12 protein-coding genes and 1 pseudogene are annotated in these 13,345 nt (G+C 33.6%); all 13 read left to right on the forward strand.

All coding sequences use genetic code 11. From position 1 onward, the window contains the following. Positions 1-604: 604 nt before the first annotated feature. The 13 genes and pseudogenes from accD (at position 605) to BX659_RS09280 (ending at position 13,188) form a co-directional block, all read left to right on the forward strand. Positions 605-1,522 carry an acetyl-CoA carboxylase, carboxyltransferase subunit beta gene (gene accD, locus BX659_RS09220; RefSeq protein WP_097018253.1) on the forward strand — a complete coding sequence of 306 codons (918 nt, stop codon included), beginning with the start codon at positions 605-607 and terminating at the stop codon, positions 1,520-1,522. Then, positions 1,515-2,498 (forward strand): acetyl-CoA carboxylase carboxyl transferase subunit alpha, encoded by a 984-nt coding sequence (accA, locus tag BX659_RS09225; protein ID WP_097018254.1) that lies wholly within the window; start codon positions 1,515-1,517, stop codon positions 2,496-2,498. The genes accD and accA overlap by 8 nt, the downstream gene beginning before the upstream one ends. Positions 2,499-2,530: 32 nt before the next feature. Then, positions 2,531-3,538 carry a 6-phosphofructokinase gene (pfkA, locus tag BX659_RS09230; protein ID WP_097018255.1) on the forward strand — a complete coding sequence of 336 codons (1,008 nt, stop codon included), beginning with the start codon at positions 2,531-2,533 and terminating at the stop codon, positions 3,536-3,538. 94 nt (positions 3,539-3,632) lie between these two features. Further along, a pseudogene (pyk, locus tag BX659_RS09235) lies at positions 3,633-5,048 on the forward strand (pyruvate kinase); the annotation flags it as partial. A 320-nt stretch (positions 5,049-5,368) separates the two neighbouring features. After that, positions 5,369-6,457 (forward strand): globin-coupled sensor protein, encoded by a 1,089-nt coding sequence (locus BX659_RS19430; RefSeq protein ID WP_097018257.1) that lies wholly within the window; start codon positions 5,369-5,371, stop codon positions 6,455-6,457. Then, positions 6,412-6,630: a hypothetical protein gene (locus tag BX659_RS09245; protein ID WP_181186432.1), complete on the forward strand. Its 219-nt coding sequence runs from the start codon at positions 6,412-6,414 to the stop codon at positions 6,628-6,630. The genes BX659_RS19430 and BX659_RS09245 overlap by 46 nt, the downstream gene beginning before the upstream one ends. 437 nt (positions 6,631-7,067) lie before the next feature. Further along, positions 7,068-8,351, forward strand: coding sequence for a bifunctional folylpolyglutamate synthase/dihydrofolate synthase (locus tag BX659_RS09250; RefSeq protein WP_097018259.1), 1,284 nt, complete (start codon positions 7,068-7,070; stop codon positions 8,349-8,351). A gap of 568 nt (positions 8,352-8,919) precedes the next feature. Further along, positions 8,920-9,435 carry an SPOR domain-containing protein gene (locus BX659_RS09255; protein ID WP_097018260.1) on the forward strand — a complete coding sequence of 172 codons (516 nt, stop codon included), beginning with the start codon at positions 8,920-8,922 and terminating at the stop codon, positions 9,433-9,435. A 532-nt stretch (positions 9,436-9,967) separates the two neighbouring features. After that, positions 9,968-10,324 carry a DRTGG domain-containing protein gene (locus BX659_RS09260; protein ID WP_097018261.1) on the forward strand — a complete coding sequence of 119 codons (357 nt, stop codon included), beginning with the start codon at positions 9,968-9,970 and terminating at the stop codon, positions 10,322-10,324. Between the two features lie 31 nt (positions 10,325-10,355). Continuing rightward, on the forward strand, positions 10,356-10,814 hold the full coding sequence (locus BX659_RS09265; RefSeq protein ID WP_097018262.1) for an ATP-binding protein: 459 nt from the start codon (positions 10,356-10,358) through the stop codon (positions 10,812-10,814). Beyond that, positions 10,807-12,126, forward strand: coding sequence for a [Fe-Fe] hydrogenase large subunit C-terminal domain-containing protein (locus tag BX659_RS09270; protein ID WP_097018263.1), 1,320 nt, complete (start codon positions 10,807-10,809; stop codon positions 12,124-12,126). Before BX659_RS09265 ends, BX659_RS09270 begins: the two co-directional genes overlap by 8 nt. After that, positions 12,116-12,448, forward strand: coding sequence for a DRTGG domain-containing protein (locus BX659_RS09275; RefSeq protein WP_097018300.1), 333 nt, complete (start codon positions 12,116-12,118; stop codon positions 12,446-12,448). Before BX659_RS09270 ends, BX659_RS09275 begins: the two co-directional genes overlap by 11 nt. A gap of 2 nt (positions 12,449-12,450) precedes the next feature. Next, positions 12,451-13,188 carry a PHP domain-containing protein gene (locus BX659_RS09280; RefSeq protein ID WP_097018264.1) on the forward strand — a complete coding sequence of 246 codons (738 nt, stop codon included), beginning with the start codon at positions 12,451-12,453 and terminating at the stop codon, positions 13,186-13,188. Positions 13,189-13,345: the final 157 nt, after the last annotated feature.

Raw genomic sequence — 13,345 nt, forward strand, 5'->3', positions numbered from 1 at the left:
TTATAATTAATATTGATTAATTATGCAGCTAAACTTCCGTAATTTGTATGTATATTTTAGTATAAATTCTTTAAATTTAAAACCTGATTATATTGCTTTAATAATTGAGAATAATTTATAAATCTTTTGTTATAATTGAAATAATGATGACGTAAGGGGCTTCTTTTGGATGAAATTGTCTTTGTAAGAAAGCTTATAACCAAGAGTAAAAATAGTTTTAATTATAAATAAAATCTGAAAATTTAATATACTAAAGTTGCAATTTATTCATTTTGTGTTATAATAAGACCAGCATTTAAAAATAATGTTTATTTAAAATTTTTACATAATCGTTTTGAAATTATTAATTTGGTTTATAATAATAAAGTCAGGAAATATCAAATTGCCCTTTGACTTTAGTATAAATTAAAAATATCGGGGTAAATAACTAATATATAATAGATTACATCTAAAGAATAAAATCTCTTTGGTTTCTAATAAAATTAGATTAATTGAGGATTAGAGAGTAATAGTTTCATGCACTTAAATTTTTATTAAATTAAGTAGACTGAAATATTATTCATTGGGATAATTTCTATCCTTTAATTTAGTGAGGTGAAGAAGAGTGTTAAAAGATTTCTTTGGGAAATCTAAGTATGTTACTGTTGAACGGAAGAGTAGACCTAGCAGAAGAAGCTCGGAAGTTGAAGGGTCTGGCAAAGAGGGCAGAAAAGAGATGCCAGATGACTTATGGACTAAGTGTAAAGAGTGTAAGGAGATTATTTTTAATAAGAAATTGGCTGAGAACTTAAAGGTTTGTCCAAGTTGTGGTAAGCATTTTAGATTAACTGCTACTGAAAGGATATCATTATTGATTGATGAAGGCAAATTTGAAGAGTATGATGCTAATTTAGAAGCGATAAATCCATTAGATTTTCCTAACTATGAAGAGAAGGTGGAAAAGTATCAAAGAAAGACTGGTTTAAAGGATGCAGTTATTACTGGTATTGGCGATATAAATGGTCATACTGTCTCTTTAGCTGCACTAGATTCAAGATTTCTAATGGGAAGTATGAACTCAGTTGTTGGTGAGAAGCTTACCCGTGCTATTGAAAGGGCTATTGACCAAGAGTTGCCTTTAATTATTGTTGCTGGTGGCGGTGGTGGTGCTAGAATGTATGAAGGAATGCTTTCTTTGATGCAGATGGCAAAAACCAGTGTTGCTTTAAAGCAGCTTGAGCAAGCAGGGCAATTATTTATATCTATTTTAACTGATCCAACTTACGGTGGGATTTCAGCTAGTTTTGCTTCCTTAGGTGATATCAATATTGCTGAGCCAGGAGCAAAGATTGGTTTTGCTGGACCTAGAGTTATTAAACAGACTATTAATAAAGATTTACCAGCAGGATTTCAAACTGCAGAGTTCTTATTAAAGTATGGAATGATCGATAAGGTTGTTAAAAGATCTGAACTTAAACATACATTAGGAAAAATATTAGATATCCATCAAATGGGTAGTATGAGAGGTGAAAGAGATGCCTAGTAATTACTTGGATTTTGAAAAACCTCTTGTTGAATTAGAAGAAAAGGTGAATGAACTAAAGAGCTTTATGGAAGAGAAAGAGATTGATTTAACTGAAGAGATAGAGCGTTTGAATAAAAGGGCTAAGGTTTTACAAGAGGAGATATTTTCAAATTTAGAGCCATGGCAAATTTTACAGATAGCTCGTCATCCAGAAAGACCTACAACTTTGGATTATATTGAGTTAGTTTGTGATGAATTTATCGAACTACATGGTGATAGACAGTTTAGTGATGATAAAGCTCTAATTGGTGGAATTGGAAGGATAGGAGACGTTCCAGTAACAATTATAGGACACCAAAAAGGAAAGACTACTAAGGACAATATTGAACGTAACTTTGGGATGGCTCATCCTGAAGGCTATAGAAAGGCATTAAGATTGATGAAACAAGCCGATAAGTTCAATCGTCCTATTATTGCTTTAATCAATACACCTGGAGCTTATCCAGGTGTTGGTGCAGAAGAGCGAGGACAAGCTGAAGCTATTGCCAGAAATATGATGGAGATGGCAGGTATTAAAGTACCTATTATCGTTGTAATCATTGGTGAAGGTGGTAGTGGTGGTGCTTTAGGTATAGGTGTAGGAGATAGAGTATTAATGTTAGAGTATACCTATTATTCTGTATGTTCGCCAGAGGCCTGTGCTGCGATTTTATGGAAAGATGCTAAAGAAGCAGAGACTGCTGCTAAGGCTTTAAAGATTACTGCTAAGGATTTGATGGAGTTAGAGATTGTTGATGGGATTGTTTCTGAACCTCCTGGAGGTGCCCACAAAGACTATCAGCTTAGTGCTCAGCTGTTAAGAGATGAAATTCTAAAAGAGATTAATAAATTAAATGAATTAAGTCCTGAAGAGTTGTTAAAGCAAAGGTACAATAAGTTTAGAAAGATGGGGCAAATTAAAGAAGAGAGTGAGAAGATATTAAGTGAGTTATAGATTAATTTAAAAAGGCAAGGGGGAGTATATTAATGAAGAAGATTGCTGTACTAACTAGTGGAGGTGATGCACCAGGCATGAATGCTGCTGTTAGAGCAGTGGTTAGAAAGGCTATTCATGCTGGTGTAGAAGTTGTTGGTGTTAATAGGGGTTATGCTGGTGTTATTGAAGGTGATTTTATTAAGTTAGATAAGAATTCTGTTAGTGATATTATTGATCGTGGTGGAACTTTCTTGCGTTCTGCACGTTGTGATGAGTTTAGAACTCCAGAAGGTAGAGCTAAAGGTGCTGAGCAATTAAGAAAGGAAGGAATTGAAGGTCTAATAGTTATTGGTGGTGATGGTTCTTTTACAGGGGCTACATTATTAACTAATGAAACTGGAATTAAAACAGTTGGTGTTCCTGCCACAATCGATAATGATATTGCTTGTACCGATGATTCTATTGGCTATGATACTGCTATGAATACTATTATTGATGCAATTACTAAAATTCGTGATACTGCTAGTTCCCATGAAAGAGCTTTTGTTATTGAGGCTATGGGAAGACATGCTGGTTTCTTAACTTTAGCAGCAGGGCTAGCTGGTGGTGCTGAAGCTATCTTAGTACCAGAGATGAAGTTTAATATTGATGAGGTTTGTAATAATATTCAAGCTGGCTATGAAGCAGGTAAGATTCATGCAATTATCTTAGTGGCTGAAGGTGTAGAGATTGAAGGTCAAGAATTTACTACTAATAGAGATGTTAATCAAAGTAATGCCTTTATTATAGGTAAAGAACTTAATGAAAGAACTGGATTTGAAACTAGAGTTTCTATCCTAGGACATATTCAACGTGGAGGTGCTCCAACTGGTAGAGATAGATTGCTAGCAAGTAGATTAGGTGCTGCTGCTGTTGATGCGCTATTAGCTGGAGAGACTAATAAGATGGTTGGATTAGTACATAATAGAATAAATATTGCTGAGATTAAAGATGCAATTGAAGGCAATAAGGAGTTTGATGAAGAGTTATATCAATTAGCTAATATTTTATCTATATAGTTCAAATCAATTTTGAGGAGAAATTTGATTTTGAATTATATAATAGTTAATATTTTATCTATATATTTAAATTAATTTTGAGGAGGAGTAAGTAATGAGAAGAACTAAAATTGTATGTACTATTGGACCTGCAAGTGAATCTAAGGAGAAGTTATCCCAATTAATGGATGCAGGGATGAATGTAGCACGACTTAATTTTTCACATGGTGATTTTGAGGAGCATGGTGCTAGAGTAAAGAATATTAGAGAATTATCTAAAGAGAAAGGTATACCAGTTGCAATCCTTTTAGATACTAAAGGACCTGAAATTAGAACTGGTGCTTTAAAGACTGGTAATGAGAAGGTTACTTTAGAGAAGGGTCAAGAGTTTGTGTTGACTACAGAAGATATATTAGGAGATACAACTAAGACTTCAGTTACATATAAAGACTTACCTAAAGATATGAAAGCTGGAGATACAATCTTAATCGATGATGGTTTGATTGGATTAAAGGTTAAAGAGACTACTGATACAGATGTTATTTGTGAAGTAGTTAATGGAGGTAAGTTAGGTGGTAGAAAGGGAGTTAACTTACCAGGTGTATCTGTTAACTTACCTGCAATCACTGAAAAGGATATAGCTGATATCGAATTTGGTATCGAGCAAGGAGTAGACTTTATTGCAGCTTCTTTTGTTCGTAAGGCTTCTGATGTATTAGCAATTAAAGAGATTTTAGATAAGCATGATGCTAATATTAAGATTATTCCTAAGATTGAGAATCAAGAGGGTGTAGAAAACCTTGATGAAATCTTAGAAGTAGCTGATGGTTTAATGGTTGCTCGTGGTGACTTAGGTGTAGAGATTCCACCTGAAAATGTTCCTGCAGCTCAAAAACAGATGATCAGAAAGTGTAATAAAGCTGGTAAACCAGTTATTACTGCTACTCAAATGTTAGATTCTATGCAAAAGAATCCTCGTCCTACTAGAGCAGAAGCAAGTGACGTAGCGAATGCTATCTATGATGGTACAGATGCTACAATGCTTTCTGGTGAGACAGCTGCTGGAGATTATCCAGTTGAATCTGTAGCAACTATGGCTAGAATTGCTGTAGAAACAGAAAAGCAATTAGAGTATGCTAGATTAATGGATAGAGATGTTTTAGAATCAAGAAATACTATCACTGACTCTATCAGTCATGCTACTTGCAAGAGTGCTTATGAGTTGGATGCATCTGCTATTATTACTACTACTCAATCTGGATACACTGCAAGAATGGTATCTAAATACAGACCAGAAACACCAGTTGTTGCAGTTACTCCTGATCAGAAAGTATTCAATCAATTAATCTTATCTTGGGGAGTTAAGCCTATCTTAGCTGATATTACTGATTCAACTGATGAGATGATTAAAGATTCTATGAATGCAGCTGTAGAAGCTGGATATGTTCAAAAAGATGATGTAGTTGTAATTACAGCAGGTACTCCTGTATCTGAGCCTGGTACAACAAACTTATTAAAAGTAGAGGTTGTTAAATAATAAAGATTAATAAGTAAAGAATAAAAAGATTAATAAAAAAAGTGTAAGGCCTTGAGATTAAGGCCTTACACTTTTTTTATTGCCATTTATTCTTCATCTTATGATAAGGAAGGATAATTATCGATAAGTTATAATATAATAACTTTGTTATATTTTAGAATAATATAAATATAGAAATAAGAATAAGTACATAATAGTTAATAGGCTATAAAGAAATAACAATGATTAGTAAGTGATTTTATTGGCAGCCATTTGTTGTGGTCTGGATATATCTATTATCTAGATTGAATTAATTTCCAAGGGAGGGATAGACTATGAAACATTTTAATCACTCTAAAATGCTTGATATTATGAGGGGTGATATACCTAAAGAGATGATGGATAGGATGAAGGAAAAAGGTTTTAATCCCCAGAATATGATGTATGAGTTTTCTGCTGGGATTTCTAATATAGAAGATCTGACAGAAAAAGAGATTAATCATAGAAAACAGGTAGTAGATTTTAGTGAAAAGGATATTGAGCTACTAAAGGAGATGAAAGATCTATTTCATGATATTGCTGATGGGGTGGTTAATGAATTTTATGATCATATCTATGGCTTTGCTCCAATGAAAAAGATTATAGACACTCACAGTACTGTCAATAGGTTAAAGGATACTCAAAAACAGTATTTCTTAGAACTAGTAGATGGAGTAGAGGGTGGATATGGAGTAGAGTATTTTAAGCGGAGATTTGCCATAGGTAAAGTTCATGACCGAATTAAGCTAGGACCTAAGTATTATATCGGAGGATATGCTATTTATTATAGATTTTCTCTACCTAAGATAATTGATTATTACAATAATGACTTAGATAGAGCTAGTGATGCCATAATGGCTTATTTAAAGATAACTAACTTGGATATGCAAATTGCTATGGAGACCTACATATCTTCCTTTATGGAGTTAGATACAGTAATTACTACCCTTAGTGGTGCAAGTGAGAGTATAACAGAGGTATCCCATGACTTAGCCAATTCAACTGATGAATTAAGTACTTCCTCTAGTGAATTGACCAATAATGTAATTGATATTTCTGAACGTAGTCAAGATCAGGCTGTTCATGCACATAATGCTACAAATGAGATTAGAAGTTTAGCTTCTATGTCTGAGGAGGCTTCAGAAAAGATTGAAGTAGCTATCAATACTATTGAAAAGATAGCTAGTCAGACAAATTTACTTGCATTAAATGCCTCAATTGAAGCAGCTAGAGCAGGTGAACATGGTAGAGGATTTGCGGTAGTGGCTCAGGAGATTAAGAATTTAGCTGAAGAATCTAGTAATGCTGTAGAGAAGATTGGTACTCTATGGTCAAAGAGGTGCAGGAGAATACTGTCAAGACTTCACAAAGGACTGTTAATCTAATTGAAAATATTAGTGAAGCTCTAGAGAATAATGCTGCTGCTACCCAAGAGGCCAGTGCCTTTACTCAGGAGCAGTCAGCTACAATTCATGAGATTGCTGAATCTGCTAAAGTCTTAGCTAAAACTTCTCGTGATGTCCAGGGGCTTGTAGAAAAGCTACAGGAGAAGATGTAGCTTTTCTGTTTTTGTTATTTACAAAAAAGCTAGGGTTGAATCCCTAGCCTTTAATATTTACAGGAGATGGTTCTACGAATCTAGGCCAAAACTTTATTGGTATCTAAGTAAAGGTTAAAGCAGTGTTTTTATGGTTGACTCAAGCTTAAACTTAATCTTGAAGTGTGGAATATCTATCTATAAAGACAAATTTAAATTCAATAGAGATTCCTTTAGATATCAAGACAGAGAATAGGATCAAAGTATAAAAGATAGTGGGGCTAGTGGTAAAAAAACATGTAAATAAATTTATTTTTCTTTTATTTTAGCTTAATTTTAGTTAAAATTAGGTAGTGAAGTATTATCAAATTCAGAACTGCTAACTATCATTAAAGGCTGATTTGCTAGTAGCTACTGCTGATTGAGAATTACTTTAAATATTATGATGAGGTGATAAGATGAAAGGGATAAAATATTTAGATACTTTAAATAATAGGGGAATTAGATTAGGATTGGATAGAATCAAGTTATTACTAGGTTATCTAGATAACCCCCAAGATAAATTAGATATTATTCATGTTGCAGGGACTAATGGAAAAGGTTCAACATCAGCAATTCTAACCTCTATCTATAAAGAAGCAGGCTATAAAGTTGGTACATATACATCTCCTCATATTACTGAGTTTAATGAGAGAATTAGAATAAATAATATTAACATCAGTAATGAAGATTTAGAAGAATTGATAGAAGATATGAAGCCTGTGATTGATAGGGTGGCAGAAGAGTTAGAGCATCCTACATATTTTGAAGTTGTAACAGCTTTAGCCTTCTTATATTATTATAGGCAAGAGGTCGATTTGTTAGTATTGGAGGTAGGCTTAGGTGGTAGATATGATGCTACTAATGCTATCAAGAGTAGTCTGGTATCTATAATCACAAATGTCAGTCTTGATCATACTGATCGCTTGGGTAATGACTTAAGAAAGATCGCTTGGGAGAAGGCTGGTGTGATTAAAGAGGGACAAGTTGTAATTACAGCTACTGATGATGATATAGTTAAGAGAGAGATTACTAAGGTAGCTAATGAGCAGAATGCAGAGTTGATTAATATCAATGATAAATTTAATTGGACTGAGCATAGAAGTGATTTAGCTTATCAGTTATTTGATTTAGAGAGTGGGAAGAGGTCCTATAATGAATTACAACTACCTCTATTAGGTAAACATCAAATCTTAAATACGGCTACTGCTATTGGAGCAATAGAGGCTATAGAAGATAGCTACCCTCTAACTATAGATGAGATTAAAGCTGGTATCTCTAAAGTAAAATGGCCTGGTAGAGTAGAGGTTATTTCATCTAAGCCAACAATTATCCTAGATGGCGCCCATAATGTAGCTGGTGTACAGAGCCTATTAAATGTGCTGGATAAATTAGATTATCAGAATTTATTCCTAATTTTAAGTATTTTAGGGGATAAGGATGTGGAAGGAATTGTTTCTAATATTGTACCAAAGGCTACTAAGGTTATTTTAACTCAAAATAGTAGTAATAGGGTAATCGATATCGAAAGTCTAAAAGAGAAGGTGGAGAGATATAATTTTAATCTAGAGACACAATTGAAATTGGAAAAGGCAATTGAAAGTACAGTTGCTGAAGCGAAAGAGAAGGATTTGATCTTGATTAGTGGCTCTTTATATACAGTAGCAGAAGCTAGAAGTTTTTTGCTTAAAGAAAAGAAGTAGAGTTGATTTATCAACTCTACTTCTTTATTATTTATGGTTTCTAATAGGAGGATATAACTTGTTGTGTTAATTAATAATTTGAATATAACCAGTGTCTCTTTATGGATATATTGTATCACCCTTTCTACTAGCATAAGATGTAATTATAATAGTTAACATGATAATCTTTACTGTGTTTAGTACTATTGTTTATTATAGATTTGAGTTAATTCAGATACTAAAATTTATCGGTAAAATAAGTATAAAATCTTTAATATAGTAAATATTACTAGAATGAAGGAGATGAAAAACAAATATAACTTAAATAGAATCAGACAAAAGGATCTTAGCTAAGAAATTCATATAGATTTTATTGTTGTTTTTGGAGGGTGATCTTTAATTAAATAGAGAAGATTATTAATAAATAATAATCTCTCTGCATAGTATTTTAGTAAGTTCTTTGAATAAGTATAGTTTAATTACTTATATAATTATTTGAAGGATTAGGTCAATAAATATTAAATAGGATTATAGAGGATTTATTTTTATTAAATTTAAAAAGTATAGTAAGAAGAGAAGGGGAGGAATTATGAAGAGAAATAATAAGAATTTAAAATCAGGTATGTCCTTAGCAGTGATGTTAGGTTCTATGGCGATTATAGCTAGTATCTTTGGATATTTTGTCTGCAGTTGGTTTTTGGATTATGTGACAGCTCCTGAAGAGAAGATTAAGTCAGTAGCTAATGATCAGATTGTAACTGAGGAAAGAATAGATGGTGATCAGAAATTGAATAATCAAAAACAAACAACTTCAGCTGAAAAGGTAGAGGAAGAAGATGTAGATAAAGAGGAAGAAAAGGCAGAGGATACAATGACAAGTCCAAATTTAGATCAGGACTTATATGTAGTACAGGTAGGTGCCTTTGCTAAAGAGTCCAATGCCCAAGGATTAGTAGATCAGTTGCAAAATAAGGGCTTTACTGCATATATTACTAGTAGAGATCCCTATAGAGTGCAGGTGGGTGCTTTTAGGACCAAGCAAGCAGCAGAAGAGTTAGGCTTAGAGCTTAAAAATTATGGTTTTCCAACTTATATTAAACATTAAAGTTTAGACCCACAATTATTGTGGGTCTAATCATTTTTTGTGAAGAATTGTGATCTTGCTATCTAACTAATATTAAATTATTTCAGTAATGATAGTGGTTAATATCGAATAATGGATATATAGCGATATTTTAACAATCAGTGACGAGTGACGTGTAACGAGTAAAAAGCTCTTTTTGTCACTCATCCTTCGGGTTCTTTGAACCCTTCGTAATGGAAAAATCCTCAATTGGATTTTTCCTATCCACTCGTTATTGTCCTAATATCTCTTTATTCTATTATTTACATTTTTTGAACTTTAGAGAAAGGATTTAATTTCAATATGATTGGTGATATAATTATATTGATAAATATTTTAATTGTCCTTTCTCTTCTAGTTTGCCTATATAACTAATATAATGCAGAGAATGGGCTTTTTTATTTATCATATAATTATTAGATTGCCTATAGTGATCTAACTTTAGGCTTGAGAATATCTATAATAAAGTTCTTACTAAATTAAGTTTGACTCTATAAGGAGGATAAGAATAATAATGAAGCTAAAAGAGGTTAAAGAGATATTATCTGCTCAAGTTATAGTAGAAGGATCTGAAGAATTAGAACTGTTAAGTGGATGTGGAGCCGATTTGATGAGTGATGTATTGGCCTTTTCTAAAGAAAACACTGTATTATTAACTGGTTTAACCAATCCACAGGTAATCAGGACTGCAGAGATGACTGATTTATCTTTAATTATTTTTGTAAGGGGAAAACAACCACCAGTGGAGACAATAGAGCTGGCAAAAGATAGGGGTATTCCTTTGATGAGTACTGATAAGCCATTATACCAAGCTTGTGGTTTATTATATTCTGCTGGCTTAAGAGCAGAGAAATTGGCGAAATTAGAATAGAAATCAGACAAGCTATTGTGGAGGGATTAATTTGCAAAAAGATGAGATTAAGCAGGTTATTTTAGATTGTGAAGTGGAAGCTGGTGATTTCTCTGTTGGAGGGGAGGCTTCTAGCAAGTTAAAGAGTCTTCTCCATAAATTGGGTATTCCTGCCCAAACAATTCGCAAAATAGCTATTGCTACCTATGAATTAGAGATTAATATTATTATTCATACTTATGGGGGGAGTTTAAAAGCAGAGGTTACTCCTTCTGAGATTAGAGTTATTGCTTCTGATAAAGGTCCTGGAATTGCTGATTTAGAGAAGGCCTTTCAACCAGGATACTCAACAGCAAGCCAGAAAGCAAGAGAAATGGGCTTTGGAGCAGGGATGGGACTTTGTAATATTAAGCGTTATTCTGATGAATTGAATGTAGAAACGGAGGTTGGCAAAGGAACTGAGATAGAGGCAAGGATTTCTCTTAGAGAGAGTGGTGATTCCAATGAGTAATATTCATTCTGTGCTATTAAAGCCAGATAAGTGTAAGGGCTGTACTAATTGTGTTAAGAACTGCCCTACAAATGCTATCCGGGTTCATCAAGGTCAAGCAAAGATAAAAGAAGAGTACTGTATAGATTGTGGAGAGTGTATTAGAAGCTGTGAATATCATGCTAAGTATGGAGCTACTGATGATTTAGCTGATCTAAAGGAGTATAAGTATCCTGTTGCTTTAGTTCCCCCTAGTTTTTATGGGCAATTTACCCAGGATATAAATCCTGCTAAAGTAATGTTAGCCCTTAAAGATATAGGCTTTTTTCAAATTTGGGATGTAGCCTTAGGGGCTGAAGCCTTAACCCAAGTTACTAAGGAGTATATAAGGGATAATGATAGAACCTTAATCTCTTCATCATGTCCTGGGGTAGTGAGATTAATACAGCTTCTCTATCCAGAATTATTGGGATATTTAGCTCCTTTTAAATCACCTGTAGAGATTGTAGCCCAAAGAGCACGGGAGTTTATCAAAGCAGAGTTAGGGGCTAAGGATGAAGAGATAGGTATCTTCTTTATTACTCCCTGTCCAGCCAAGATGACTACTGTAAATAATCCTTTGGGTATGGAAGAGAGTTATCTAGACAGGGCGATAGCAGTAGATACAATTTATCATGAGTTAATAAAAAGAGTTGATAATTTAGATGATTGCTGTAAGATAGAGGGTTATGATATACCCTACTTTGGAATCAGTTGGGCAAGTGGTGGAGGAGAAGCAGATCTGTTAGAAGGTATAAGTACCGTTTCGGTGGCAGGAATTCATAATGTGATGAGTGTTTTAGAAGAGCTAGATAGAGGTGATCTTGCTCATATTCAATACTTTGAGATGGTAGCTTGCCAACCAGGATGTGTTGGTGGGGTATTTAATGTGAAAAATCCCTTCTTAGCAGAGTTTAATATTCATAATCTAGTTAAAAAAGGGATTAACCTTGTGGAGCAGGACTTGAATAAGTATGATATGAATTTACAAAATTCTTTTAAGGAGAAATCCATTGCTTCTTTGGATGATGACTTAATTGTAGCTATGGCTAAACTAACAAAGCTAGAGAAGGAGATAGAAATTTTGCCAGGTCTAGATTGTGCTGCTTGTGGTGCTCCAGATTGTCGTACTTTAGCAGAAGATATTATTAATGGCTTAGCCAGTAGAACTGATTGTATCTTTATCCTGCGCCAACAGGTAGCTGATTTGGCCGATGAGATGGCGACTTTAGCTCATGCTCTACCACCAGTAATGAAAAGAAATAAAGAGGAGAGTGATGATGATGAAGATTAAAGAGTTGGTTGAGAGATTAAATCTAGAGGTTGTAGTAGAAGGGGATTTAGAGGTTGAAGTAACAGGAGGGTATGCTTCTGATCTGTTGAGTAATGTGATGGCTAGAAGTAGTGCAGGTAATCTGTGGTTGACTATTCAGGGGCACCAGAATATAGTAGCGATTGCTCAATTAATAGAGTTGGCTGGAATTTTAGTAACAGAGAATTTTTCTATTGATGATGATACTATCAAAAAAGCCAAAGAGCTAGAAATTAATATTTTAAGAAGCAAATTAGATACTTATGAGTTGTCAGGCAAGTTATATCAATTAGGAATTGAATAGTGATGAAATCTTTTCTGGCTGACTTTCATATTCATAGTGTCTTATCACCCTGTGGTGACTTATTGATGACTCCCCAGAATATAATTAATCGATCTTTAGAGCTAGGTTTGGATTTAATTGCAATCACTGACCATAATTCAGCTGAGAATATTGGAGTAGCCTTAGAATTGGCTAAGGATACTCCTTTAACTATTATCCCTGGGATGGAAGTAGAGACTGCTGAGGAGATACATCTAATATGTTTATTTGATACTTTGGAGCAGGTTTTGTTGTGGAAAGATAAGGTATATGCTTCTTTACCTGATTTCAAGAATAATGAGGAGATATTTGGTCCCCAATTGCTAACTGATCAGAGTGATGAGTATATTGGTAGAGTAGAGAGGCTACTATTGACAGCAACCTCTTTGAGTATCAGTCAGGTAATTAAAGAGGTAAAAAGTATAGGGGGGATAGCAATTCCTTCTCATATAGATAAGCCTAATTATAGTATTATATCAAATTTAGGGTTTATACCACCTGATTTGGATGGGTTCATCTTTGAAGTATCTTCAAAGTCTAAGGTTTCCAAGATAATTGATAAGTTTAGTACAATTGATACTTATTCATTTATTAGTAATTCTGATGCTCATTATCTTCAGGATATAAAAAGGAGTATGAGATTATATATGAAAGCCCCAAAGGTAAAGGAGATAGAATGGGCCTTAAAGGGAGTAAACGGGAGGAAAGCTGATATACTGTGAGAAATATCACATAAAATTGTGAAAATTATAATTATGGGCGAAATACTTGACTTGCTTATTCTAAAATTGTAATATAAGAGTATAATTAAATTTTTATTTACAAAAATTTAATATAAAATTAATTAATTTTAAGCAAAAGAAGGTTTAATATTAAAAA

This window comes from Orenia metallireducens (genome assembly GCF_003001995.1).
GTDB lineage: Bacteria > Bacillota > Halanaerobiia > Halobacteroidales > Halobacteroidaceae > Orenia > Orenia metallireducens_B.